This is a genomic window from Pseudomonas sp. SWRI179, from assembly GCF_014268705.1.
In the GTDB taxonomy this organism is placed as follows: domain Bacteria; phylum Pseudomonadota; class Gammaproteobacteria; order Pseudomonadales; family Pseudomonadaceae; genus Aquipseudomonas; species Aquipseudomonas zanjanensis.
The window spans coordinates 1-25,912 of sequence record NZ_JABWRA010000068.1 but is presented as its reverse complement, the minus strand read 5'-3'; the positions used below and the strand labels follow the sequence as shown (position 1 = coordinate 25,912).

Annotated in this window: 26 protein-coding genes; 8 read left to right on the top strand and 18 right to left on the bottom strand. The window is 61.6% G+C overall.

Features of this window, described 5'->3' with window-relative positions:
* The first annotated feature begins 160 nt into the window (after window positions 1-160).
* Window positions 161-1,783, top strand: coding sequence for an MFS transporter (locus HU767_RS26025; RefSeq protein WP_186730828.1), 1,623 nt, complete (start codon window positions 161-163; stop codon window positions 1,781-1,783).
* Between the two features lie 42 nt (window positions 1,784-1,825).
* Here HU767_RS26025 and HU767_RS26020 read toward each other — a convergent pair whose 3' ends face one another.
* The 4 genes from HU767_RS26020 to HU767_RS26005 form a co-directional block, all read right to left on the bottom strand.
* Complete coding sequence (locus tag HU767_RS26020; RefSeq protein WP_186710476.1) at window positions 1,826-4,303, bottom strand: TonB-dependent receptor; 2,478 nt, start codon at window positions 4,301-4,303, stop codon at window positions 1,826-1,828.
* 96 nt (window positions 4,304-4,399) lie between these two features.
* Window positions 4,400-5,359 carry a FecR domain-containing protein gene (locus tag HU767_RS26015; RefSeq protein ID WP_186710483.1) on the bottom strand — a complete coding sequence of 320 codons (960 nt, stop codon included), beginning with the start codon at window positions 5,357-5,359 and terminating at the stop codon, window positions 4,400-4,402.
* Window positions 5,356-5,877 (bottom strand): sigma-70 family RNA polymerase sigma factor, encoded by a 522-nt coding sequence (locus HU767_RS26010; protein WP_186730827.1) that lies wholly within the window; start codon window positions 5,875-5,877, stop codon window positions 5,356-5,358. Before HU767_RS26010 ends, HU767_RS26015 begins: the two co-directional genes overlap by 4 nt.
* Before the next feature lie 102 nt (window positions 5,878-5,979).
* The gene (locus tag HU767_RS26005) at window positions 5,980-6,387 is read right to left on the bottom strand and encodes a response regulator (protein ID WP_186710484.1); all 408 of its coding nucleotides are present in this window, start codon (window positions 6,385-6,387) and stop codon (window positions 5,980-5,982) included.
* Between the two features lie 240 nt (window positions 6,388-6,627).
* Between HU767_RS26005 and HU767_RS26000 the strand changes: the two genes are divergently transcribed.
* The gene (locus HU767_RS26000; protein WP_186730826.1) at window positions 6,628-8,574 is read left to right on the top strand and encodes a DNA topoisomerase III; all 1,947 of its coding nucleotides are present in this window, start codon (window positions 6,628-6,630) and stop codon (window positions 8,572-8,574) included.
* A gap of 672 nt (window positions 8,575-9,246) precedes the next feature.
* Window positions 9,247-9,576, top strand: a complete 330-nt coding sequence (locus HU767_RS25995; protein ID WP_186710489.1) for a hypothetical protein — start codon at window positions 9,247-9,249, stop codon at window positions 9,574-9,576.
* A 57-nt stretch (window positions 9,577-9,633) separates the two neighbouring features.
* On the opposite strand, the gene glsB is transcribed toward HU767_RS25995, so the two are convergent.
* A complete protein-coding gene (gene glsB / locus HU767_RS25990) occupies window positions 9,634-10,542 on the bottom strand; it encodes a glutaminase B (protein ID WP_186710491.1) in 909 nt (302 codons plus the stop codon).
* A gap of 296 nt (window positions 10,543-10,838) precedes the next feature.
* On the opposite strand from glsB, the gene HU767_RS25985 reads away from it, so the two are divergent.
* Complete coding sequence (locus tag HU767_RS25985; RefSeq protein ID WP_053123348.1) at window positions 10,839-11,033, top strand: hypothetical protein; 195 nt, start codon at window positions 10,839-10,841, stop codon at window positions 11,031-11,033.
* A 9-nt stretch (window positions 11,034-11,042) separates the two neighbouring features.
* Here the strand turns inward: HU767_RS25985 and HU767_RS25980 are convergent, their stop codons facing one another.
* The 12 genes from HU767_RS25980 to HU767_RS25925 form a co-directional block, all read right to left on the bottom strand.
* Entirely contained in the window at window positions 11,043-12,047 is a 1,005-nt protein-coding gene (locus HU767_RS25980) for a hypothetical protein (RefSeq protein WP_225917555.1), read from the bottom strand.
* Between the two features lie 228 nt (window positions 12,048-12,275).
* A complete protein-coding gene (locus tag HU767_RS25975; protein WP_186710495.1) occupies window positions 12,276-13,682 on the bottom strand; it encodes a saccharopine dehydrogenase C-terminal domain-containing protein in 1,407 nt (468 codons plus the stop codon).
* Window positions 13,683-13,797: 115 nt separating this feature from the next.
* Window positions 13,798-14,607, bottom strand: coding sequence for a DUF3618 domain-containing protein (locus tag HU767_RS25970; protein ID WP_186710497.1), 810 nt, complete (start codon window positions 14,605-14,607; stop codon window positions 13,798-13,800).
* Window positions 14,604-15,035, bottom strand: a complete 432-nt coding sequence (locus HU767_RS25965) for a phage holin family protein (RefSeq protein WP_186710499.1) — start codon at window positions 15,033-15,035, stop codon at window positions 14,604-14,606. The genes HU767_RS25970 and HU767_RS25965 overlap by 4 nt, the downstream gene beginning before the upstream one ends.
* Window positions 15,035-15,688, bottom strand: coding sequence for a hypothetical protein (locus tag HU767_RS25960; protein WP_186710501.1), 654 nt, complete (start codon window positions 15,686-15,688; stop codon window positions 15,035-15,037). The genes HU767_RS25965 and HU767_RS25960 overlap by 1 nt, the downstream gene beginning before the upstream one ends.
* 352 nt (window positions 15,689-16,040) lie before the next feature.
* Window positions 16,041-16,541 (bottom strand): ferritin-like domain-containing protein, encoded by a 501-nt coding sequence (locus HU767_RS25955; protein WP_186710503.1) that lies wholly within the window; start codon window positions 16,539-16,541, stop codon window positions 16,041-16,043.
* Between the two features lie 153 nt (window positions 16,542-16,694).
* Window positions 16,695-17,624 (bottom strand): ZIP family metal transporter, encoded by a 930-nt coding sequence (locus HU767_RS25950; RefSeq protein WP_186710504.1) that lies wholly within the window; start codon window positions 17,622-17,624, stop codon window positions 16,695-16,697.
* A gap of 64 nt (window positions 17,625-17,688) precedes the next feature.
* Window positions 17,689-18,570, bottom strand: a complete 882-nt coding sequence (locus HU767_RS25945) for a manganese catalase family protein (protein ID WP_186710505.1) — start codon at window positions 18,568-18,570, stop codon at window positions 17,689-17,691.
* A 249-nt stretch (window positions 18,571-18,819) separates the two neighbouring features.
* Window positions 18,820-19,197 carry a general stress protein gene (locus HU767_RS25940; RefSeq protein WP_186710506.1) on the bottom strand — a complete coding sequence of 126 codons (378 nt, stop codon included), beginning with the start codon at window positions 19,195-19,197 and terminating at the stop codon, window positions 18,820-18,822.
* 663 nt (window positions 19,198-19,860) lie between these two features.
* Window positions 19,861-20,109 (bottom strand): metallothionein, encoded by a 249-nt coding sequence (locus tag HU767_RS25935; protein ID WP_186710507.1) that lies wholly within the window; start codon window positions 20,107-20,109, stop codon window positions 19,861-19,863.
* A 27-nt stretch (window positions 20,110-20,136) separates the two neighbouring features.
* Window positions 20,137-20,403 carry a hypothetical protein gene (locus HU767_RS25930; RefSeq protein WP_186710508.1) on the bottom strand — a complete coding sequence of 89 codons (267 nt, stop codon included), beginning with the start codon at window positions 20,401-20,403 and terminating at the stop codon, window positions 20,137-20,139.
* Between the two features lie 62 nt (window positions 20,404-20,465).
* Entirely contained in the window at window positions 20,466-20,975 is a 510-nt protein-coding gene (locus HU767_RS25925; protein ID WP_186710509.1) for a ferritin-like domain-containing protein, read from the bottom strand.
* Window positions 20,976-21,152: 177 nt separating this feature from the next.
* On the opposite strand from HU767_RS25925, the gene HU767_RS25920 reads away from it, so the two are divergent.
* Window positions 21,153-21,980, top strand: coding sequence for an NAD-dependent protein deacetylase (locus tag HU767_RS25920; RefSeq protein WP_186710511.1), 828 nt, complete (start codon window positions 21,153-21,155; stop codon window positions 21,978-21,980).
* A gap of 116 nt (window positions 21,981-22,096) precedes the next feature.
* Here HU767_RS25920 and HU767_RS25915 read toward each other — a convergent pair whose 3' ends face one another.
* Window positions 22,097-22,999, bottom strand: a complete 903-nt coding sequence (locus HU767_RS25915; protein ID WP_186710513.1) for a LysR family transcriptional regulator — start codon at window positions 22,997-22,999, stop codon at window positions 22,097-22,099.
* A gap of 166 nt (window positions 23,000-23,165) precedes the next feature.
* Between HU767_RS25915 and HU767_RS25910 the strand changes: the two genes are divergently transcribed.
* From HU767_RS25910 to HU767_RS25900, 3 genes are read left to right on the top strand one after another with little or no spacing between them, the layout of a single operon-like run.
* Window positions 23,166-23,864 carry a CoA transferase subunit A gene (locus HU767_RS25910; RefSeq protein ID WP_003200117.1) on the top strand — a complete coding sequence of 233 codons (699 nt, stop codon included), beginning with the start codon at window positions 23,166-23,168 and terminating at the stop codon, window positions 23,862-23,864.
* Between the two features lie 35 nt (window positions 23,865-23,899).
* A complete protein-coding gene (locus HU767_RS25905; protein WP_003180355.1) occupies window positions 23,900-24,565 on the top strand; it encodes a CoA transferase subunit B in 666 nt (221 codons plus the stop codon).
* A gap of 11 nt (window positions 24,566-24,576) precedes the next feature.
* A complete protein-coding gene (locus HU767_RS25900) occupies window positions 24,577-25,758 on the top strand; it encodes an acetyl-CoA C-acetyltransferase (protein WP_186710515.1) in 1,182 nt (393 codons plus the stop codon).
* Window positions 25,759-25,912: the final 154 nt, after the last annotated feature.

The window sequence follows — 25,912 nt, the reverse complement described above, 5'->3', positions numbered from 1 at the left end:
GGTGTGCCAGTCGACATCATCGTTAGCTGACACACCGCCTTCGCGAGCAAGCCCGCTCCCACAGGGAAATGTGCAAGCAAAAGGAACGTGTCAAATCAGGAGACGCCCCATTCGGCGTCGCAGTGGAACAACAAAAACAATCACTGTGAGGGATACCGCTATGTCCGAGCATGTTCAGCCCCTGGAAGCCACGCGCAGCGCCGGCACCAGCCAGGAAACCCAGAAAGTCATCTTCGCCTCGTCCCTGGGGACGGTGTTCGAGTGGTACGACTTTTTCCTCTACGGCGCCCTGGCGGCGGTGATCAGCAAGCAGTTCTTTGCCGGGGTCAACGACACCACCGCGTTCATTTTCGCCCTGATGGCCTTCGCCGCCGGTTTCATCGTGCGGCCGTTCGGGGCCCTGGTGTTCGGTCGGTTGGGGGACATGATCGGGCGCAAGTACACGTTCCTGGCCACCATCGTGCTCATGGGCCTGGCGACCTTCTGCGTCGGCCTGCTGCCCAACTACGCCAGCATCGGCATCGCCGCGCCGATCATCCTGGTGGTGTTGCGCATGCTCCAGGGCCTGGCCCTGGGCGGTGAGTACGGTGGCGCGGCGACTTATGTTGCCGAGCATGCGCCAATGGGCAAGCGCGGTTTTCATACCAGTTGGATTCAGTCCACGGCCACCCTCGGGCTGCTGCTGTCGCTGCTGGTGGTTTTGGGTTGCCGCTACTTCACCGGTGATCAGTTCGAAGTCTGGGGCTGGCGCATTCCTTTCCTGCTGTCGATCCTGCTGCTGGGCATCTCCACCTGGATTCGCCTGAGCCTGCATGAGTCGCCGGCCTTCCTGAAAATGAAAGAAGAAGGCAAGTGCTGCAAGGCGCCGATCCGCGAATCCTTCGGCAAATGGGAAAACCTCAAGGTGGTGCTGATCGCCCTGTTCAGCATCAACGCCGGGCAAGCGGTGACCTTCTACGCCGCGCAATTCTATGTGCTGTTTTTCCTCACCCAATTCCTCAAGATGGACCCGGCCCTCGCCAATAGCCTGCTGATTGTCAGCGTGGTGATCGGCGCACCGTTCTTCATCTTTTTCGGCTGGCTGTCGGACAAGGTCGGGCGCAAACCGGTGCTGATGATCGGCCTGCTGCTGGCGACGGCCCTGTACTTCCCGATCTTCAAGACCTTGGCCCACTACGCCAACCCGGCCATCGACCTGGCGAGCCGCCAGGCACCCATCACCGTGATCGCCGATCCGGCCACCTGCACCTTCCAGTTCGACCCGGTGGGCAAGGCGCGTTTCGACAGCCCTTGCGACAAGGTCAAGACCTTCCTGGTCAAGCAAGGCCTGCCCTACAGCAGCGTCGCGGCCCCGGTCGGCAGCACGGTGCAGATCAGCGTCGGTGACGTGAAACTCGAAGGCTACGACGAGGCGGCCCTGCGCGGTGCGGTGACCCTGGCCGGCTACCCGCAACAGGCCGATGCGCAGCAGATCAACCGCCCGATGATCGTGGCCTTGATCGTCGCGCTGATCATCATCTCGGCGATGTGCTACGGGCCGCTGGCGGCGTTGATGGTCGAACTGTTCCCGACCCGCATTCGCTACACCTCCATGTCCCTGCCCTACCACATCGGCAACGGCTGGTTCGGCGGTTTCCTGCCCACCGTGTCGTTTGCCCTGGTGGTCTATACCGGGGATATCTTCTATGGGCTGTGGTACCCGGTGGTGATCACCGGGGTGAGCCTGGTGGTGGGCATGATCTGCCTGCGGGAAACCAAGAACGTGGACCTGGATACCAACTGAGGGCAGAACCGTGGCGAGGGCACTGGCGCCCTCGCCACCGCCTCAGAAGCGCGCCTTCATCGTCATGGTGAAGTTGCGCGGCTCACCGTAATAGTTACCGAAGCTCTCGGTGCCGATGGTGGTGTAGTAGCGCTTGTCGAACAGGTTGTTGCCATTGAGGGCCACCGACCAGGTGTCATCGATGCGGTAGCCAACGCGACCGTTCCACACCGCATAACCGGCCTGGGTGATCTTCTCGCCGCTGACCGGCGATACACGGAAGTTGTCGCTTTGGGCATTGACCCCGGCGCCGACACTGAACCGTTCCAACGCCCCGCCGAGGGCATAATCGCCCCACAGGCGCAGCACATGGCGCGGCACGTAGCTGTTGAACGAGCCGCCGTTGAGGCTGGTATCAATGTCGTCGAGGGTCTTGGTCTGGGTGTAGGTGTAGCCGGCCAGCAATTGCAGGCGCTCGATGACTTCACCGCTGATCTCGGCTTCGAAACCCTGGGCGCGCACCTTGCCGGCGTTCTCATAGCAATAACCGTCCGAGGACGCACAGCTGGAGGCGTAGTCCGTCTGGGCCTGATCTTTCTGCACCGTGCGGAACAGGTTGAAGGCACTGTTCAGGCGTCCCTCGAACCACTCGCCCTTGATCCCCAGCTCATAACTCTCGCCCACCAGGGGCTTGAGTGCCGAGCCGCTTTCGGAGCGATAGTTGCCCTGGGGCGTGAAGATATCCGAATAGCTGGCATAGGCCGTCAGGTGCTCGTTGAGGTCCAGCAACACGGCGGTAAACGGCGTGACTTGGCCCGTCTCCGTGCTCTTGGCGTGCTCCGAACCGCCGGTGAGGAACTCCGAATCGGTCTTGGAGCTGTACCAGCTCACCCGGCTGCCGACGACAAACGTCAACGGGTCCGCCAGTTTCAGCCGCAGGGTCGAATACATGCCGTGTTGCTCGGTCAGGGTCTTGACCGGCCCACCGCGTGTCGAGTTTTCGATGAAGTAACTGTCGTCCGGTTCGGGAATATGCCGATCCGGCTCGAACACATTCTGCTTCTGCGGCAGCAGTGCCACCGAGAAGAAGTCATCCTTGTCCGAGCGGCTGGCGTTGAAACCGACGATCAACTCATGTTGTTGCCCCAGGGCGTCGAACTTGCCGTCCAGGTAGGCATCGAGGCCGTAATCGACCTGGTCATAATCGTACATGCTGCCCAGCATGTTGGTGGTCGAGGTGCCGGGCGCCACCGAGCCCGATGCAAAGGCGTATTTGATGTCCTGGGTATTTTTCGTATAGACCCCGGCGACCTTCACGGCCCAATCGTCATTGAGGTGATGGGCGATATCACCGAACACCGTGGTCCGCTGGCTACGCCAGGTGTTCCACGACGGGTCCAGGCAGGTGGAGCGGCTGAGTTTCAGGTCGCTGCCGTCCCGGTAGCGCGGCAGCCCGCCCCAGCAGGGGCTTGCGTCGACGTCTTCATAGGCAACGCCAAGGCCGAGCGTCGTGTCGGGCGACAGGTCGAAGTCCAGGGCGCCGTAGTAGATCTGGTCCTTGCGCCGGGCATCGTCGTAGAAATAATGCCGGCTCTGCTCGGCGATCACCGCCCTGCCCCGCACGGTGCCGGAATCATTCAACGGGCCACCGGTATCGACTTGCCCACGGTAGTTGTCCCAGGTGCCACCGGACAGGCTGAGTTCGGTCTGCGCCGTGGTCTGGCCGCGTTTACGCACGAAGTTGACGCCGCCGGATGTGCCGCCTGCCCCCTTCATCATCCCGGCGGCGCCACGCAGGACTTCGACACGGTCGTAATAAGCCATGTCGCTGCTGAAACTGTCGGCCTGGACATAGCTGTTGCCCATGTCCAGCGGAACGCCGTCGTATTGATACTGGCCAGACATGCGGAACCCGCGGGAGTAGAAATACTTGCCGCCCATGGTCGAGTCGTAGACGGTAATGCCAGGCGTCTTCTCCATGACTTGTTCGATGGTATTGAGGTTCTGGTCATCGAGCATCTTGCGGGTGATCACCGTCACCGACTGCGGCGTTTCGCGCAGGGAGTGCTCGCCCTTGCTGATGGTGACCGCCCCCGTCGTGTAGGAATTGCTCTGCTCGGTGGTCGCCCCGAGCCGCTGTGCCTCGATGCGGGTGGCGCCCAGTTCCATGGCCGAACCGTTGGCAGGCAGCCGGCGCAGCACGTACGTGCCGTTGGCCTGGGGCTCGGCTTGCAAGCCACTACCGCCAAGAATGCGGGCAAAGCCCTCGCCCACGCCGAAAGAACCTTTCAGGCCGGGCGATTGCAAACCTTCGAGTTGCCGAGCATCAAACGAAAGGGCAATACCGGCGGCGCTGGAAAAACGGGTCAGCACATCCACCAGGCGGCCGGCGCCGATATCGTAGGCCTGCACCGCACTCTGCTGCGCCGCAGCCGCTGCAACCGGGCTGGCATGCACGGCCGTGGCGCCAGCGGTCGTGACCGCCAGCAAGCCGATTTTCATTGCAAACACCAGACGGCCTGGCGCACTCACCCACGTCATATTTCCCCTCCCCCAAACGGTCAATAAAAACTCACTGAGGAAGAGCCGAACGATGAGGATGAAAAGTGCAAGGGTTGGTTTTTTTATTACGCAGCATCAGCGCCGATCGCCACCGGCGACCTGGACCCAGAATCGGCTGTAGCGGGTCACCCGCAACGAAAAGCCACTTTCCAGCGCGGCCAGGGCGAGATCAGTGTCATCGACGGGAAATACACCGGACACTTTCAAGTCGCCAATCGCCGGATCCCAACGCAGCACGCCGGGACGGTAACGCGACAGTTCGTCCAGCAACGCCGCCAGGGGACGGTCAATGGCGATAATGCTTCCCTTCTGCCAGGCCCCCACCGACACATCGTTGCCGCGCAGCGTCCCTAACGAACGCTCATTGAAATCCAGGCGCTGGCCGGCCTCGACGCGCATCCTGGCTCCACGTGCTGGCAGGCTCACCTCGACCGCTTTCTCCAGCACCGCCACTTCACCGCCCCGCGCCTGGCTACGGACAATGAAACGCGTGCCCAGGGCCAGCACCTCGGCCGGCCCCGTGACCACCTTGAACGGACGACGCTGGGGATCGACCGCCGTCGTCACGAGCACCTCACCCCGCAACAGTTCCAGGCGCCGCTGCTGTCCATCGAAACGAACGTTGATCGAGGTGTCGGTGTTGAGCATGAGCGTGCTGCCATCGGCCAACTGGAACTCGCGACGCTCGCCCACCGCCGTGCGGTAATCGCAAAGCAGGTTCTGCGTGGCCTGGCTGCGCCAGCTCAACCAACCCAGGCCGCCAGCGGATGTCAGCAGCAAGGCGCTGCGCAACACTTGGCGGCGGGAGCGCTGGTGGGTGTCGCTCAAGGTCGGTGCCGCCAGGGCGCCCGGCACACTCGCCATTTGCTCGGCCACCGCGGCCATGCGCTGCCAGGCCTGGCCGTGCAACGGATCGGCAGCCAGCCAGGCGCGCCAATCGGCCCGGTCCGCGTCAGTGGTAATCCCGGAATTCAGCCGGGCGTACCACCGTGCCGCCACACGGATGGCTTGCAATTCTTCGGGCGGCAGGTTCATGAAAGCTGCAATTGAATTTGCATGAGGCAGCAATGCTCCATGGCCTTGGCCATGTGATTGTTGACCGTGCGGACGCTGACGCCCAGGCGCTCGGCAATTTGCGGATAGGTCAGGCCATCGAACTGCGACAGGATGAACGCCTGCCTGACGCGCGGCCCCAATCCCAGGAGCAGACGATCGATCTCCATCAGGGCCTGGAGCTGGATCGCCTGCTCTTCCAGCGAGGGATGCTGCTCTTGCGGCATGGCGGCCAATGCTTCGAGGTAGGATTGTTCCAGCGAGCGGCGGCGAAACAGGTCGATCAACAGCCCTTTGGCGATCATCGACAGGTAGGGGCGCGGCTCGCGGATATCCAGCGCCGTGCGCGCCTTGATGACCCGCACAAACGTATCCTGGGTCAGGTCAGCCGCATCGAAGGCATTGCCCAAGCGCTTGCGCAACCAGCCCTGGAGCCAACTGTGATGATCACTGTACAGAACGTCGACAGCACTGCGTAAGGACAGATCGTTGGCGGGCATGGCAATGGAATAATTCGCGACTGATAATGACTCGCATTGTCATAGACGGCACCGTCGCTTGCAACCCAAACGTGCCCGGACATTCCCCCTCTCCGGAATCACTCAGTTGATCGAGTGATTTTTCACCGTGCTCTCCACCAGGTCCAACATCTGGCCCAAGGCCCAAGGCTTGGCAATGAACGACGCGTGGTGCTTGATTCCAGCGCTTTCCGGCGTCTCGAAACCAGACATGATCAACAGCGGGATCTGCGGCCAGCGATCCCCCGTGAGGTTGGCCAGCTCCGCACCGTCGATCTTGCCGGGCATGGTGATGTCCGTGAGCAACAGATCGACGTAGTGGGCGCTCTCTTCGAGGAACGTCAACGCCGCATCGGCGCTTTCCCGAGGCTCCACGACGAACCCTTCGTCCTCGAGGATTTCACAGAGGAACTCCAGAATGGTTGGATCATCTTCCACAACGAGAATCAAACGTGTAGTCGCCTGGCCGTCGCCATTTGGCATCGAATTCATGAAAGTGACTCTCCTTGACCTCATAAACCTTCTTTGCGGTTTCAACCGCCTTGAAGTTATGAGCGATACCCTTTCGAGAAATTCATTCTGCGTGCCAACCGAGCGCCGAATGTCACGCCAGCCCCCTTGGCAACGCAGCGCAACGCTTTTGTCTGTATATCCATACAGATAAAACTTGCCCTGGCGCGCATCCATGACCATGCTACAAGCCCATGAAATCTGCTTCAGGAAAAGGGCGCTATGCAGCTGTACCTGTGTGAAAAACCGTCCCAGGCCAAGGACATCGCCGCCGTACTCGGCGCCACGCGCCGTGGCGACGGTTGCTGGCTGGGCCCTGGCGTCACGGTCACCTGGTGCATCGGCCACCTGCTGGAAACCGCTCCACCCGATGCCTACGACGCGCGCTACAAGCGCTGGGTCCTGGCCGACCTGCCCATCGTGCCGGCGCAATGGAAAATGACCGTCAAGCCGAAAACCGCCAGCCAGTACAAGGCGGTCAAGCGCCTGTTGGGGGAAGCGAAAGAACTGGTGATTGCTACCGACGCCGACCGTGAGGGCGAAATGATCGCCCGGGAGCTGGTGGAACATTGCCGTTATCGCGGGCCGATCCGGCGGTTATGGTTGTCGGCCCTGGACGAAGCGTCGATCCGCAAGGCCCTGGCCGCCCTCAAGCCGGGGGTCGAAACCTTCAACCTGTATCACTCGGCCCTGGGTCGCTCCCGGGCCGACTGGCTGATCGGCATGAACATGAGTCGCCTGTTCACCTTACTGGGGCGCCAGTCCGGCTACCAGGGCGTGTTGCCGGTCGGTCGCGTGCAAACACCGACGCTGCGACTGGTGGTGGACCGCGACCGCAGCATCGCCAACTTCGTGCCCGTCGCCTATTGGGCCATCGACGTGCAGCTCAGCCACGACGGCACGGCGTTTACCGCCCAGTGGCGCGCCGACCCGGATGCCTGCGACGACCAGGAGCGCTGCCTGAACCAGGCGCTGGCCCGGGATGCCGCCCAGGCCATGAGCAACGCCGCCACCGCCCGAACGCTGAAAGTACGTACCGAGCGCCTGCGCGAAGCGGCGCCGTTACCCTTCGACCTGGGCACCCTGCAGGAAGTCTGCTCGAAGAAGCTCGGCCTCGGCGCCCAGGAAACCCTGGACATCGCCCAGTCGCTCTACGAGACCTACAAGCTCATCACCTACCCGCGCAGCGATTGCGGTTTCCTGCCCTTGAGCCAGCACAGCGAAGCACCGGCCATCCTGGCCGCCCTTGCCCAGGCCGACCCCAGCCTCGCTCCACTGCGCGAGCATTTGCAGGCGCAGCGCAAGTCCCGGGCCTGGAACGATGCCAAGGTCAGCGCCCACCACGGCATCATTCCCACCGCCGCCGCCAGGAACCTGGACAAACTCGCCGGCAAGCAGCGCGCGGTCTATACGCTGATTCGCGCGCGCTACCTGGCGCAGTTCCTGCCCAACCACGAATACGACCGGACCCAGGCCGACTTCGACTGTGCTGGCCAGGCGCTGCGTGCCGTGGGCAAGCAGATCGTCGAGCCCGGCTGGAAACGCGCCCTGCCCGACGCACTGGCGCAGGCCAGGGGCCGTGAAGCACCGGCGCCGCAGGTCCTGCCGGCATTGGCCGAAGGTCGCGATTGCGCGGTGGACGAGGTGAAACCCAAGGACCTCTGGACCCAGCCACCCAAGCCCTTCACCGAAGGCGACCTGATCAAGGCGATGAAGAGCGTCGCCAAGCTGGTGGAAGACCCGTTGCTCAAGCAGAAGCTCAAGGACACCACCGGCATCGGCACCGAAGCGACCCGGGCCTCGATCATCCAAGGGCTGCTCGACCGCGGTTACCTGGTGAAAAACGGCAAGGCCCTGTCCGCCACCCCGGCGGCCTTCAGCCTCATCGACGCCGTGCCCCGAGCCATCGCCGACCCAGGCACCACCGCTATCTGGGAACAAGCCCTGGACATGGTGCAAAGCGGAGAAATGAGCCTGGAAGAATTCGTCACCCGGCAAGCCGCCTGGATGAGCAAGCACGTCGCCCGCTGCCAGGGCATGAGCCTGACCATCAGCGGCCCGGCCAGCCCCGCCGGGCGTGGCGCAACACCGTGGAAAAACAAGCGCAAGCCGGCCAAGCGCAAGGCTAGCGGTGAACCGCGCAAGGCGAGCAAGGCCAAGGCCACTTGAACAGCGCCGATTCCAAGCGCTGCCTTTGTGGCGAGGGAGCTTGCTCCCGCTGGGTTGCGCAGCAACCCCAATGCAGGCGACTCGGTCAATTTGACTCATGCACCGACAGGTTTTTAGGGCTGCTACGCAGCCCAGCGGGAGCAAGCTCCCTCGCCACAGGTGATCACTCGCAACCGTTTTTCATACCCAAACCGTTTTGTCCGACAATATGTAGTGACCAAAAATAATCACTACAAAACCGTTGACGCCTCCGATTTGCCCTTGCATGATGCAGACGTCTCCCCGATCGGGAGTACAGGCAACTGTTTGAGCAAGCTCGTCTGACCGCCGAGCTGTTTTTTGGATAAGGGACTGCCCACAAGGCAGATTGAAGGTGCTGACCTGGCATGACCGTCCGGTAACAAGGACGAGAAACGCTAGCGAAGATCCTCATGACGCGCGTGGTCGACCCTCGAAAGTTGACACTGCCTGAGATTCTTCGCTGTTTCTCTTCGTTGTAGCGCATTTGCGTAGCAGCCCTTCGATAACACTACACAACCGATGCACGACCCCGTCGAAGTCAGACGGACGAACGCTGACGGCCTGGTTTCGGTAGCAGGCAGGCACTTACCGAGTAGCGAAGTTTTTTGCGAACCACCAGACAGATCAACCAAATGGTCAAGGGGCTTACACATGAATCTGAATAATCAACCATCTATTGATGAACTGGCTCGCATGTTCGCCGCACACAAGGACACACTCGACAGCCATATCCTCTGGATCAGCAAGACTGGCCAGGTGCGTATGGACTGCCTGTCGCCTTACACCCAGGAAGACGAGTTCGAAAAGAACACGCAAGAGCTGTGCGCCCGGCTGAAGATGTACCGCCGTGGCCAGGGCTACGTGGGCAAGAAGGCCGCAGCTGACAAAGACTTCATGGGCCGCGTGCTGCAAACGCTGACCCAGGCCTGGCAGTCGATGCAGAACACGTCCGAGGTCCGGGTTATCGACCGCCTCTGCTGAAATCCCCTAACAAAAGGGCCCGCGCCTGAACCAGGAGCGGGCCCTTTTTTGTGGGAACTAGAACACCGACCAGCCAATGCGCTGGCTCATCATCTCCAGCGCCGCCATGCCGGCCAGGGAGTTACCGGCGGCGTTGAGTTCCGGCGACCAGACGCAGACGGTGAACCGGCCCGGCACCACGGCGACAATCCCGCCACCGACACCACTCTTGCCCGGCAGGCCGACGCGATAAGCGAAGTTGCCAGCCTCATCGTACAGACCGCTGGTGGCCATGATGGAATTGACCTGCTGGGTTTGCCGGGCGCTGAGGATCTGTTCGCCGCTGTGTTTGCAGAACCCGTCGTTGGCCAGGAAGCAGAACGCCCGCGCCAGGTCGATGCAGCTCATCCGCAGGGCGCAGTGGCTGAAATAACTGCGCAGCACCGCTTCCACGTCATTGTGGAAGTTGCCGAACGATTGCATCAGGTACGCCATCGCCGCGTTGCGGGCACGGTGCTGGTACTCCGACTCGGCGACCTTGCCGTCCACCATCACCTGGGGGTTACCCGACAGGCGGCGCACGAAATCGCGCATCGACAGCGCTGGCGCGGCGAAGCGGGACTGGTTGATATCGCAGATCACCAACGCGCCGGCATTGATGAACGGGTTACGCGGGCGGCCGCGCTCGAATTCCAATTGCACCAGGGAGTTGAAAGGTTGGCCAGATGGCTCATGGCCCAGGCGCTCCCAGATCGCTTCACCGGAATGCCCGATGGCCTGCACCAGGCTGAACACCTTGGAAATACTCTGCACTGAAAACGCTGTTTCAGCGTCGCCGGCGTAATACAACTCGCCATCATTGCCGTACACGGCAATGCCCAACTGATTGGGCACCACGGTGCCCAGGGCAGGAATGTAGTCGGCGACCTTGCCCTGACCGATCAGGGGGCGAACCGCATCGAGGATCTCGTTCAACAGTGCTTGCATATGCGCGGGGTCCAGTCATTCCCCGTTCGAGTGCGGGGATACAGACGCTAGACGCTGGTGGGCGGGATCAGAGCACACTGACTATCAAACTTGAGGTTCATGACCTGTAGCAGAGGCATTGAGGGACCCGGTTTTGTGGAACACTGCTTTGTGGGAGCAAGGCTTGCCCGCGATAACGATCACACGGTCTATCCGGAACCGAGTCGCCTGCTTCGCGGGCAGCCTTGCTCCCACAGGATGCAAGCGTCTTCAACGAGCGGTCTATAGTTCAAAGGATCAATCGGCAGGAGTAGACGATGCGTCAGATCATGCAAAAAGAACCCTGGTGGGCCTCGCCGCCCCAGCCCGGGCAGGATGAAAGCGAACTGGAATGGGGCTGGCTGGTGATCTACAGCGAAGGCGAACCGCGCTTCGAGTTCATCAAGGAGCGTCCATCGGACGAACAGATCCGCCATCGCAAGGGTTGTCGCGTCACCCTCGGCTCGGAATGAGTCGGTCCGTCATGGCTTGAGGTCCGGCAAGACCACCGCTCGATTGGCCAGGTCCGCCTCCACCAGGTTGCCTTTGATTTCCTCGTCCAGGTAATACACCGGTGCCATCACCCCGCTGAGGGGATGCTTGAGTGACTTGAACCAGGCTTCGTCGAACGCCGCACTCAGACTCTTGCGGATCTGCGCCTCCATTTCCGGCCGCTCACCCTCGTGGATGATCGCGCGAATACCCGCCACGCCCACCGAAATCAACGCCCCGGCCGCCTTCCCGGCCACGGCCGCCGCCGCACCGGTTGCCCCGCGCGTGGCGAACTGGGCCTCGATTTTTTCGCTGGTGCGTTGCGCCACGGTTGCGATCACCGCCTCCGATGGCCCGGCCCCCGTGCTTGCAGCCTTGTCGACGTGATCGATCAGGGCCGCATAGGCCGGCAAGGTATTCAGCGGCTCGGCGTGAACCATTTCGTACAACGAAGCATCACGCGCCGCCGGCGGACCCAGGCGGATGGCAGGGATGCCATGCAGGCGTCGGTTCATCAGCTCGTTCGGGATTCGATGCCGCTGGGCGATGACCTGGGCCTGTTGACTGAGCTGACGGATGTAGTAACCCGTCGCGTTGGCCCTGATCGCCTCGGGATCGATTTCCACCGCCACCGGCGCCAGCACCTGCTCGCGATATTGCTCCTGCAGGTAAACCGCCAGGCGCTTGGCCGAAGAATCCGCCTCGCCCTCGGCACTGGCCGCGTACCAGCTGACCTTCACCGCCAGCCATTCCTGGGTCCAGTAGCTGCTGAACCAGGGGATGAATTCAGCCTCGGTGCGTTCATACACCAACACGCGCCAATGCTCCATCGACCCGCGTGCATAGACGGCCGCCTGTTCGAGGGCGCTCTTCGACGCCGCGATGATCTGCTGGTCTACCTGTCGCCAGGTGTCCTGGGCAATCATCACCGTGGCAACCGGTGGACCGCGCTGTGGCGTGGCGCACCCCGCCAGAACGAGCACAACGGCCAACATCAGCGAACGCCGCACAGTCGCGCCACCCCGGATTCCTGTCATCCATGGGGTTGAGTATAGGTCGCGATGAACAGGGATCCGGCCCAAACACGCCAAATACACCGCGGTTCCCTGTGGGAGCGAGCCTGCTCGCGATGGCGTCGTGTCAGTCAACATTCTTGTAACTGAACCACCGCTATCGCGAGCGGGCTCGCTCCCACAGGGGATTGGTGTCGCTCAGCCGCTCATTCAGAACCGGGTGAAATGCTCGAATTGCCAATCATCGGCCGCGCCATCCCCGCGAGCCTTGTGAAGGGCACCGGTCGGCGTCCAATCGGTGCACTTGCCCACCAACGTCCCCAGGTAAGGCCGGGCGACTTCCAGCACGCGTTCATAGTCCATTTGTTCCGGCTCGACGATGCCACGATCCGGATGTTCAATGGCCCAGACGATTCCCGCCATGACACCGGCCGCCACTTGCAGGCTGGTGGCGTTATTGAAGGGCATCAGGGCCCTCGCCTCGTCAATGCTCAACACCGAACCGAACCAGTAGGCGTTCATTTCATGCCCCATCAGCAAGACACCCAGGGCATCCACCCCACCGGGATCGATTTCGCCGTTGAGGATTCGCTGCCGGGCCTGGGTTTCCCAGCCACGACCGATCAGCTCATGGACTGACAGCCAGGCATCGTTGCAGGGGTGATAGGCGTAATGCAGGGTCGGTCGATACACCAACTTGCGCGGGTCCTTCACGGTCAGCAAATCGGCCGTCGAAGCGGTTTCGTGGTGGGTGATCATCAGCCCCAGGCACGGCCCGCCCACCGGCGTCCAGGTCTTGATCAAGACGCTGGCGCTCGGGCGTTCCAGATAGATCGCGTTGCGGCTCCCGAAACCATGACGCCGGGCAGCCGCTGGCCAAGTCCGTTCATGGGACCCCCACCCCAACTCGGCCGGCTGACGGCCCTCGCTGATGAACCCCTCCACCGACCAGGTGTTGACGAACTCGTCGTCTTCCTTGGGACGCTGGGAGCGTTGGCTGTCGCGCTCGGCAAAATGAATGACCTTGATCCCCAACGCCATGCTCAGCCTGGCCCAGTCCACACCGCCCGGTTTTTGCGGCAGCGGCTGCTTCAATTGCGTCGCCAGTTCAACCAGCCCGGCCTTGAGCAAATGGGTGATCAAACCGGGATTGGCGCCATGGGCCACCACTGCCGTCGGGCCTCTGCCCAGTTTTTTGCGCAGGCCCAGCACTTGATAGCGCAATGCGTAATTGGTCCGATGGGAAAGGTCCAGGTGCGGATCCTCGTAGCCTCCCGCCCACGGCTCGACGCAGGTGTCGAGGTACAGCGCGCCCTTCTCGAACGCGTACGCCATGAGGTCCAGGGAGCTGACCTCGACGGACAGGTTGACGATGAAATCACCACGCTTGACGAAGCGATCCAGGATTTGTGCATAGGTTTTTCGGGTCAGAGCCTTGGGGATAAAACGGATTCCCCGCTCCTTGAACCAGATGTTGTGGTCGATCACCGGTGCGATGACGGTGATCTGCTTGATCTCGACGTGATCCTGCCCCAGCAGCAAGGGCAACGTGGCCCGGGCGATGGAGCCGAAGCCGATGAAGATCAGACGGCCGGTGAACGGGATCTGACGTTTCATGTGCTGCCTCCTTGAGAAGGGTGTACGGCCCATGAAATAACCGAACGGTGATCGAGGCTACTGTCAAGGTTGACAGGTGCGGCGCAGATCGCCCTGCGCCGCACCTCGCGTGCGCCTACGAAGTGCCCAGCCCGCCAGACAGATCCGTGCCGGAGTGGGCCCGCCCGTTGGCCGGCGTAACGGCGGGCTCGTCACGGTGTTCGGTGGTTTTGCTCACCGTATCGCGCACCGTTTCATAACCCTCCCGCGCCGTGCGCTTGACCTTGTCGGCTAGGTCGGCGCTGGTCTTGCCCATCGTTCGCTGTTCGGTAGAGGTGCTGGGCAACGCCGCGCCCAGCATCGCCCCGAGGGCGATACCCGCCGCCGCCATCATCAACGGCTGCTCCTTGAGCAGACGGCTGAACTCATCGCCCAGGTGCTGCGACCCTTGGGCCATGCGCTCGCCCGCTTGATGAGCGCTGTGCCGGGCATGGCGGGCGCTGGCGCCCACGTCGTCCGCCAGGTGCGCAGCTTTGTCCTTGAGATGGTGAAAGCCTTCGCGCAATGAATCACTGCCGCTGTGCAGGTGCTCCCGCGCACTGTCCAGGCCACCGGCAAGCCCTTCGCTCCAACCGCTGGAATCCTGGTCCGGCCCGACGCGATAACCGACCCGCGGCGGATGGTTCTGGCCGAGCATCAGCCAGCACAAGCCAACCGTGGTCAACACGGTCGGCACCGGGTTGTTGCGCACCGTAGTGCCCAGGTTGCCGAAAAACTCGGCGCCATTTCCCTTCACGAGCCCCAGGGCCTGATCCAGCATTTGCCCTGGCGTGAACTTGCTGCCCAAGGCGTCGACGATATGGCTGATATGGGCGCGCTGCTCGTCGATTTCGCGCTCGATGGTCTCTGGGCTCTTTTCGGATTCGGTTTTGAATTCATCCTTCATGAGGCTTTCCTCCGCAGGGCTTCCTGATCTTTGTTCAAGGCATCGAGCGTTCGGTCAGGCTTGAAGTGGGACGGTTCGAACTGTTTCTTGCCCGACTGGACCATGACAAAACCAATGATCATGACCACGACGCCGACGATCAGCGCGGCCAGCCAGGGCGCCATCATCGTACTCAGGCCATACACCACCGCCATCAACAGGATGATGAAGCCGGCCATGAGCACCATGGCGCCACCGGCCACCGCAGCAATGCCCGCCTTGAGCGTGTTGAGGCTCGCCTGGAATTCAGCCTTGGCCAGCGCCAATTCCTTGGTGAAGAGCGAGGGGACTTCGTGGGTCAATTGCCTGAGCAACCCCATGACCGAGGCATCGCTTTCGGGCGTCGAGGCGCTGGCGGTACGCTGCATATCCGGGTCTGGTCGGTTCATCACAATTCTCCTCTGGTATTGGCCGAACCCGGCAGCGAGCCGGTGGCTGAATCACTGGGATGGTCCTGAACACTCGGTGAGGTCGGGGTGACACCGGTGGCCAGGCCGCTGCGGGTAGCGGCACCGGGGCCGATGGGATCAGGGGTCGATTCAAAAGGCCGCTGGGCGCCGAATCCTCCGGCGGGTGGGTTTGAATGGCCGGCGGCGGGTTCGTCGGCCTCGGTGGCGACCGGCGAGGCACCGGCCTTGAGGAATCGCGACAGCCCAAAGCCCACCGCGATGCTGCCGGCGAGGAACAGACCGGGGTTATCCCGCGCCAGGCGAGAACCGTCATGCAGCAACTGTTCGGCACTCTTGTTGCGCAATTTGCCGGCCAGGCCGCTCATGCAATCGGCCATGTCCGCCAGATAATGGGATAAGCCGAGGGTGTCGTTGGCTTCGAGCTCCGACATGGCGGATTTGGCGCCACGCGCCAAGGCATCGATCTGGTCCGCCGCGGTATCGCGGTATTGGCCAAAATGCGCATCGGCCTTCTCGCGAGCGCTGCCGATCGCTTCGTTCACGTCCTCCTTGATGTGGTTCAGGGATTCCTCAGGCCGACCTTGGCTTGAAGTGCCGCTTTGTCGCTCGGGGTTGTTGTCCGGGATAGTCATGTCTGTCCATCGCCTCCGTGATGAAAAACTCAACGACAGGCAGTCGCTAAGCGATGCCTGGATAAGTGCCTCTCAGAACAAATGACGGGACGCGATGCGGGCTAGTTCCAACAAGTTTGAAGGCTGGACGCTGTGTGGTCGTTGAAGCCGCTTGATGGGTTTTTACGGCAAAAAAAAATGGGCACTGATGCGAACATCGATGCCCGATTCACGTAGAACCCGTGGCGAGGGAGCTTGCTCCCGCTGGGGTGCGAAGCAGCCCCAAAAATTTCTGCGTTCAACCCCAAAACCTGGGACTGCTGCGCAGTCCAGCGGGAGCAAGCTCCCTCGCCACAAAAAAGCGACGTCGAACTCAGGACTCCATCGTCGCCGCCTGGTTGCCGCCCTGCTCGGCAATCTTCGAGAGTTTCTCGTCGGTGGCTTTTTCTTCCTTGAGGGTCGCCAACAGCAGGCCGACCACTTCATCGCCCAGCTTCAGGTGCTTGGCCATGGCGATCAAGGTGCCGTAACTGGCGATTTCGTAGTGCTCGACTTTCTGCGCCGCGCCGATCAGCCCCGCATCGAGCACCGCGCCTTTTTCGATTTCCTCGATCAGCTCCTTGGACTCCTCCACCAGTCCTTCCATGGCGATGCATTTCATGCGCTTGAGCTTGATCCCCGCCACTTCGACGAGGGTATCGATGCGCTCAATCTGGCCTTGGGTTTCCTCAAGGTGATCGTGAAAGGCTTGTGCGAGCAAAGGGTTGGTGGTGGCCCGAGCCATGCGCGGCAAGGCACGGGTGATCTGTTTTTCAGCACTGTAGACATCGGACAGTTCGTGGATGAACAGGTCTGTCACGGTTTTTCTGGCCATTTCAATCTTCCTCTGTTCAGAAGGCGAGCCTCGAAAGGTTGATGGGGTGAAGCCGGCAGAGGCGGCTTCACCTGTCATCAACACTGACCCAGGGGAAATTTCGGATGTTCCAGAAATTTGCCGAAACGTTGACAGAGGGTATCGGTGACGCGCTCAACCCAACGCCGTGTCGAGAAACATCATCACCGCAAAGCCCATCATCAAGCCGAGGGTGGCCGGGGTTTCATGGCCGTTGCGATGGGTCTCGGGAATCACCTCGTGGGAGACCACGAAGATCATCGCCCCCGCCGCCAGCCCCAGGCTGATGGGGTACGCGACGGCCACGCCCGACGACATGCCCAGGCCGATCACCGCCCCCAGTGGCTCCATCAGCCCTGAACCGACCGCGATGAGCGCGGCACGCAAGGTGCTGATACCGGTGACGCGCAGCGCCATGGCAATGGCCAGGCCCTCGGGAATGTCCTGGATGGCAATGGCGGTGGTCAGGGGCAAACCGACCTTGAAATCGCCGTCGGCAAAACTGACGCCGATGGCCATGCCTTCCGGCAAGTTGTGCAGGGTGATGGCCAGTACAAACAACCAGACACGATTGATCCGCTCGGCCTGGGGACCACGCCGGCCACTGAGTTCATGTTCGTGCGGCACGAAACGGTCCAGGCCGATCATCAGGGCCACGCCCAGCCCCAGGCCCACCACCACGACAAACGCGGCGAGCAACTGATTGCCACAGATTATCTGTGCCGCTTCGATGCCCGGCAGGATCAATGAGAACGAACTGGCGGCGAGCATCATGCCGGCGGCAAACCCCAGCATAATGTCCTGGGTACGCGAGGAGATATCCCGCAGCACCACCGCCATCATCGCCCCCAGGGCGGTGGCGGCAAAACCCGATGTTCCGCCCAGCACGGCGTAGCCGAGGTTTTGACGATTGGCGCCAACCAAGGCGTTGTAGCCACTGTAGAGCAACAACGCGGCCACCAATGCCAGCCCGAGCCAGAACGTAACCCCCAACAAGAGATTCTCTTGCACGGGGTTCAGCCAAGTGCGCCAGGGCGATCGAATCCGGGAAGTGGGCTGGTCCATCGAATGTCCTTACGGGTCTTGGCTCGAAATATCAGGCGAGGGAGTCGCCTCCCTCGCCATTTGTTTACAGTTTGTCACCTTGCATCCCCGAACCCAAGTCGGCGCCTGTGGTGGGGTTGCTTTCAGGGTTGGACATCGTCCGCGCCTTCATGTCCATCAACAGTGCTTCGTCCTTTTCACTCAACTGGACGCTGGCCAGGCCATCGCCACCGTCGACCGCCGGAACCGGATTCTCGACGAACTCCCAGTCCTCGCCCTGGTTCCATGGACCACGCACGGTAGGCTCACCCTGGGACATGTTGAAATACACGTTGGTGAACTCCGGCATGCCGGGCAGCTTACCTTGTGGGAAGTTGGGCTGGATGGCATGCAAGGCTTTTTCGAACGACAACTGATGGGCGATTTCACGGGTCATCAAAAAGCCCAACGCTTCCTTTACCCCCGGGTCGTCAGTGACGTTCATCAATCGCTCATAGACAATTTTTGCCCGGGCTTCAGCGGCGATGTTGGAACGCATGTCTGCCGTCGGCTCACCGATCGTGTCCACATAAGCGGCAGTCCACGGCACGCCGGCGGAATTGGTTAATGGCGAGCCGGCACCGTACAGGAGGCTGGTGATATGAGAGTCGTTACCGGCACCGTTGATGTCCCGGTACAGTTGGCCCTCCTTCTCCACCCCTTCAGCCATCTTGCCCTTGGCGCCCTTGTTCAACATGACGATGATCGAGCCGATCACTTCCAGATGGCTGAGTTCTTCGGTGGCAATGTCCATCAGCAGATCCTTGCGCCCTGGATCGTCCTCGGACAAGGCCTGGGTGAAATAACGCGACGCCGCCGCCAATTCCCCCTGGGCGCCACCGAACTGCTCGAGCAGCAGGTTGGCGAGTCCAGGATTAGGCTCAGCGACACGTACGGTGTACTGCAATCGTTTGTTATGTAGAAACATGATTGAACTCCTCGCTCAGGCACACTTCATGGGAACACTGTCGACGACAGGCCCATGAAAAATCTGAAGAAGCTAAACGAATAAAATTTAGTTTTTTGTTCAAGACATAAGACGAGTGGTTAATTGCAACTCACTCATCTTTTAAGCAGTCAATACATCAGTAAAGCCGGGCATAAATACCCGACTTTTAATATCAAGGCCGGAACAGGTCCCATGCCAACGGCACGGGACCTGCGAGACCACGGGACATTACGATTTACGACCGCCACCGTGGCTGTTTTCACCGCCTTTCTTGCCAGCTTCGGAGGCTTTTTCCCGGTCGTTGGCAAAGTTGCCACCCGACGCCTGGCCACCTTTGCGGCCGGCTTCCGAAGCCCGCTCAGGGTCGTTGGCAAAATTACCACCCGAGGCTTGCCCGCCTTTGCGGCCGGCCTCTGCAGCACGTTCCGGGTCGTTGGCGAAGTTACCGCCCGACGCCTGGCCACCCTTGCGTCCAGCCTCGGATGCGCGTTCCGGATCGTTGGCAAAGTTGCCGCCCGACGCCTGGCCGCCTTTTTTCCCGGCTTCCGATGCCTTCTCACGATCGTTAGCGAAATTGCCAGGGTTGTTATTACCTGTGTTAGCCATTTCATTCACCTCGTTAGTTGATGTCAACGAACCTGCCGGCTCGTCCTATTCGGAAAATTTGACGCCGTTAAGGTTTTAAAAAAGAGCTGCAAACGGCGACGAACGGTCAACATCCTTATTTATATCCCCACTGCCCGGGTATTTATTGCGCCAGCCTATTAAACAAGCGGCGATTGATTGGCAGTGTTAAATACCGAAACTTCGTCCAACGAAGAAACCTGTGGGAGCGAGCTTGCTCGCGATGGCGTTGGACCTGCTGGCATATAGGTTGGCTGTGCCGCCGTCTTCGCGAGCAAGCCCGCTCCCACAATCGCCCTGTGTTGTACCCAAACCTCAAGGTCATCCAATAACCCTGTGGGAGCGAGCCTGCTCGCGATGGCGTTGGATCAGCCTGCATTGGTGCTGACTGACACACCGCTATCGCGAGCAAGCCCGCTCCCACAATGGCCCCGCCTTCAACATTAAAAAACAGTGCGTGTCTTTCCACGCTGTCCGCCAAGGGCCCGGTGGCGCCGGCACCCCATTGCACCGGTCTCGTCACCCAAGCCTCGCGCCGTTCCAGGAAGCCAAAACTCGCGGGCTGCCGGTGTTGTCTTGCACCACCGCACTGACCGGCTTGCGGTGTCCGGGCACCCTGTCGCCGATGCCCGGATAGAGCAATTGTCAGGGTGAAATCGGGTCACTGGCCGGGAACGTTTCTTCCAATGCTTCATCCAGTTGATTGTTGGTAATGTCCCGCTCGCCGACCTTGCCACTTCGTTCGCAATGACAATCCGCCGACGGACACGGCTCGCCATTGGGGTGTTGTTCTGCGCAGGCCTGGCTGCAATAGGCCTCGCCGTCATGATTGAACACCCGCTCGGGATCTACCTCGCAATGGCAGCCGGGGCAGCCACAACGCAGCTCGCTCATGTTCGTCCTCCTGGGGACCGGGTGTTGTCACGATCCCACCAGTAATTGAACCTCCAGGTTGGCCGCCGCGACGCCGTGCTTCGCTACATACACCTCGTCGGTCCAACCTTTGGTCAGGTTGCGATACGTCTGGGTGCCAAGGGCCGTTGTGTCCCATTCCATGACATCGCCGATGTCGACGTCATTGGCGGGCCCCAATTCAAGCACTGTGTGGCCCTCCTCTTCCGACACGTAGACACCCACCCTGGCGCTCTGTCGATTGATGGCTCTTACCTCACCGGTGGTCTGCTTCATACCTGTCCTCTTTTCTTTTGACGGCAGGTTTGGCGCGGTCGGGCCGCGCCACACTTTTCACCTCAGCGCTTGGCTTCGGTGTGCGGATTGGCCGAGCGTTCCAGGAACGCTGCGGTAATCTGCGGCAGGTGATCGCGCAGCCATTCAGCCATGGCGATTTCCTGGGGCAGAATCTGCTCGCAAGCCCTTTGGGTTTCCACATCGCCAGCCACTTTCGCCGCCTCGATCAACACGGTGTAGGACGCGATCTCCAGGTTCTCGAAGACGTAGCCACTCATGGCGCCCTTGACCACTTCGTCACTCATCGCCATGCCGCCCATGGCTTGACCGAACGCCATCAGCTTGCCGGCCATGTCCTTGAGCATCGACGGGCTACCGCCCAAGCGCTGGATGCACTGTTCCACCAGCTTCTGCTGCCCGAGCGTCTCCTCGATGTGCTGTTCGATCCGGGCCTTGAGGACCGGGTAATGTTCCAGGCGCTCGGCCTGGGCCTTGAGCATTTTCTCCGCTTGCTGTTCCATGGCATGGGCATCGTTGAGCCAATCCAGCAGGTTCTCTTTAGGGGTTGCCATTGCGTTCTCCTTATCAGTGTCATTGGCGCACTGCAGTGCGAGAGCTTTGAGATAGCGCACATAAGGTGGATGTCCCACGCCCGGGGAAAGTTTGAAGAAACACCTGCGCAGGGCGACGAAAGGCGTGCGGCAAGCCCGCTGCTAACCTCAACGATTCCAGGCCAGCGGAGAACCCACATGCCCGACGATCTTCAGCGTGACCCCGTCGAACAACTGCAGCAGTACATGGCCGGGCGCCGTTTCCTGGTGCTGACCGGCGCGGGAATCAGCACCCCGTCCGGCATTCCCGACTACCGCGACAGCGACGGCGTGCGGCGGGGCAAGCAACCGATGATGTACCAGGAGTTCCTCGCCAAAGCCGAGGCGCGACGGCGCTATTGGGCGCGAGCGATGCTGGGCTGGACACGCCTGCGTCAAGCCCGACCGAACCAGGCCCACGAGGCCTTGGCGGCATTACAAGGACAGGCTCGCATCAGTGGCCTGATCACCCAGAATGTCGACGCCTTGCACGACCAGGCCGGCAGCCAAGGCGTCATCGAACTGCACGGCAGCCTGCACCGTGTGCTGTGCCTGGATTGCGGCCAGCGCAGCGAGCGACAGCAGATTCAACACTTGATGGAAGCTGAAAACCCTTACCTGGCCGGCGTCGATGCGGTGCAGGCACCCGATGGCGACACCCTGCTCGACCCGGCGTTCGAGGCGCGCTTCCAGGTGCCCCGTTGCCCCCATTGCGAGGGCGAACGCTTGAAACCCGATGTGGTTTTCTTCGGTGAAAACGTCGCCGCCGCCACCGCGACCCGCGCCACCCAGGCGGTGGAACAGGCGGATGGGCTGTTGGTGGTGGGCTCATCGTTGATGGCGTATTCGGCGTTCCGCCTGTGCCGGGCGATCAAGGACCAGGGCAAGCCGCTGCTGGCGATCAACCGAGGCAAGACCCGGGCTGATGAGTTGCTGGACTTGAAGGTCGAAGTACCGTGCGAAGAACTGCTGCCACTGTTGATCTGATACCACGCAATACCCTCTGTGGGAGCGGGCTTGCTCGCGAAAGCGGTGGGTCAGCTACGCAGATATCGACTGACCCACCGCCTTCGCGAGCAAGCCCGCTCCCACAGGGATTGTGGTTACTTCGATATCAACTGTACGGGCAACTCCTGATCCCTCAGCGTATCGAACAGCGCCTGCGCCGCCGCCGACAGCTCATGCCCCGGCTTGGTCAGCACCCCGATGGCCCGTTCGATCACCGGATCGCTCAACGTGATGCAGCGGGCCCCCAGCTCATGCATCTGCCCGACACACAGGGCCGGCACGGCACTGACGCCCAGGCCGCTGGCGACCATCCGCCCGACGGTCGCCAGTTGATGGCTCTCGAACTCCACGGGCAGTTTCATACCTCGGGCCTGCAGATGCTCCTCCAACATCACCCGAACGGTGGAGGGTCGTTGCAACGTGATGAATGGCTGCTCCAGCAAGGTTTCCCAGTGGATTTCGTCGCGCTGGGCAAGCGGCGAGTCCAGCGGCACCACCGCGACGAAGCGATCGAGATACAAGGGCGTGAACGCCAACGACGAACCCTGCATCGGTTCGAACGCCACGCCCAGTTCCACATGACGATCACGAACCATTTCCAGCACCTGTTCGTTGATCACGTCGTTGACCGTGACGTTGACATTCGGATAGCGGGCGCGGAAGGTCTTGAGGATCGGCGGCAGTAGGTTGCCGGCAAACGACGGCATCGCCGCCAACGTCACGCGACCGCGCTGCAAGGTGAAGCGCTGGCGCATTTCATCCTCGGCGTTGTCCCAGTCGGCCACCAGCCGGCGGGCCAGGGGCAGTAAGGACTCACCTTCGGGGGTCAGCGCCACGTTACGGGTGTTGCGGCTGAACAGGCGGCCACCGAGGCCTTCTTCCAGGGCCTTGATGGTCAGGCTCAGGGCCGACTGGGACAGGTGCAGCCGCTCGCCGGCCACGGCGAAGCTCAGGCTCTGGGCCACGGCGAGGAAGGCGCGGATTTGCTTGAGGGTCATGGTCGCTCTGCTTCCAGCGGCAAGTGGTTAGCTTCAAGCCGCAAGCGGATGCCGGCAATTATTGAGTTTTATCAATCAATACAATCTAAAAATCAACTTAACAAATATATGACTTGGCGCAACACTGCATCCCATTGCGACCCCATCAAGAATAAAAGAGGTGTCTATGGCAGGTTTCGACAAACGCGTGAGCTCTTATGAGGAAGCGCTGGAAGGCTTGAAGGATGGCATGACTGTCATCGCCGGCGGCTTCGGCCTGTGCGGTATCCCGGAAAACCTGATCGCCGAGATCAAGCGCAAGGGCATCCGCGACCTCACCGTGGTGTCCAACAACTGCGGCGTCGACGGTTTCGGCCTCGGCGTGCTGCTGGAAGACCGGCAGATTCGCAAGGTGGTCGCCTCCTACGTCGGCGAAAACGCCCTGTTCGAGAAACAGCTGCTGAGCGGCGAAATCGAAGTCGTGCTCACCCCCCAAGGCACCCTCGCCGAAAAAATGCGCGCCGGTGGCGCAGGCATCCCGGCGTTCTTCACCGCCACCGGCGTCGGCACGCCCGTGGCCGAAGGCAAGGAAGTGCGTGAATTCCACGGCCGCCAGTACCTGATGGAAGAATCCATCACGGGCGACTTCGCCATCGTCAAAGGCTGGAAGGCCGACCATTTCGGCAATGTGATCTATCGCCACACCGCGCAGAACTTCAACCCGCTGGCCGCGACGGCGGGCAAGATCACCGTGGTGGAGGTGGAAGAAATCGTCGAACCCGGCGAGCTGGACCCGACGCAGATCCACACCCCTGGCATCTACGTCGACCGGGTCATTTGCGGCACGTTCGAAAAGCGCATCGAACAGCGCACCGTGCGTAAGTGATCCCCTGCCCCCGGCCCGAATGAAGGAATAACACCATGGCACTTTCCCGCGAACAAATGGCTCAACGCGTCGCCCGCGAAATGCAGGACGGCTACTACGTGAACCTGGGCATCGGCATTCCGACCCTGGTCGCCAATTACATTCCCGAAGGCATGGAAGTCATGCTGCAATCGGAAAACGGCCTGCTCGGCATGGGCGCGTTTCCCACCGAAGCCGAAGTCGACGCCGACATGATCAACGCCGGCAAGCAGACGGTCACTGCGCGCATTGGCGCGTCGATCTTCTCTTCGGCCGAATCGTTTGCCATGATCCGTGGCGGCCACATCGACCTGACCGTGCTGGGTGCGTTCGAGGTGGATGTCGAAGGCAACATCGCCTCGTGGATGATCCCCGGCAAACTGGTCAAGGGCATGGGTGGCGCGATGGACCTGGTGGCCGGTGCCGAGAACATCATCGTCACCATGACCCATGCGTCCAAGGACGGCGAGTCGAAACTGCTGCCCCGTTGCAGCCTGCCGTTGACCGGTGCCGGTTGCATCAAGCGCGTGCTGACCGACCTCGCCTACCTGGAAATCCAGGACGGCGCCTTCATCCTGAAAGAACGTGCCCCGGGCGTCAGCGTCGAGGAAATCGTCGCCAAGACCGCCGGCAAATTGATCGTGCCGGACCACGTCCCTGAAATGCAGTTCGCTGCCCAGTGAGGAGAGACTCGATGCAAGAAGTCGTGATTGTCGCCGCTACCCGTACCGCCATCGGCAGCTTCCAGGGTTCGCTGGCTGCCATTCCCGCACCGGAACTCGGTGCCGCGGTGATTCGTCGCCTGCTGGAACAGACCGGTTTGTCCGGCGAACAGGTCGATGAAGTGATTCTTGGCCAGGTGCTGACCGCAGGTTCCGGACAGAACCCGGCGCGCCAGGCGTCGATCCTCGCCGGCCTGCCCCATGGGGTGCCGGCACTGACCCTGAACAAAGTCTGCGGCTCGGGCCTCAAGGCGTTGCACCTGGGCGCCCAGGCGATCCGCTGTGGCGACGCCGAGGTGATCATCGCCGGCGGCATGGAGAACATGAGCCTGGCCCCCTACGTCCTGCCGGCCGCTCGCACCGGCCTGCGCATGGGTCACGCGAAGATGATCGACAGCATGATCACCGACGGCTTGTGGGATGCCTTCAACGATTACCACATGGGCATCACCGCCGAGAACCTGGTGGACAAGTACGGCATCAGCCGCGAGGAGCAGGACGCCTTCGCCGCCGCGTCCCAGCAGAAGGCGGTCGCCGCCATCGAAGGTGGGCGATTCGCCGACGAGATCACGCCGATCCTGATTCCCCAGCGCAAAGGCGATCCCGTGGCGTTCGCCGCGGATGAACAACCGCGCGCCGGTACCACCGCCGAATCCCTGGGCAAGCTCAAGCCGGCCTTCAAGAAGGACGGCAGCGTTACGGCGGGCAATGCGTCCTCGCTCAACGATGGCGCCGCCGCGGTGATCCTGATGAGCGCGGAAAAAGCCAAGGCCCTGGGCTTGCCGGTGCTGGCGAAAATCAGTGCCTACGCCAATGCCGGCGTCGACCCGGCCATCATGGGCATTGGCCCGGTCTCGGCCACCCGTCGCTGCCTGGACAAGGCCGGCTGGTCCCTGGACCAGTTGGACCTGATCGAAGCCAACGAAGCCTTTGCCGCTCAATCGCTGGCCGTGGCCCGGGAACTGAAATGGGACATGGACAAGGTCAACGTCAACGGCGGCGCCATCGCCTTGGGCCACCCTATCGGCGCCTCGGGGTGCCGGGTCCTGGTGTCTCTGCTGCATGAAATGATCAAGCGCGACGCCAAGAAAGGCCTCGCGACCCTGTGCATCGGCGGCGGCCAAGGCGTGGCCCTGGCGCTGGAACGGGCGTAACCGACACGGGTTCAACAGGGGTTGTGCGGACCCACGAATATCCGCGCAGCCACTGGCACCACCCCCGGCGCGACCTCGGTTGCGCCGGTTTTTTTTGCCTTATTTTAATCTGTATGGCTGCTGCCGCCATCGCGAGCAAGCTCGGCTCCCACAG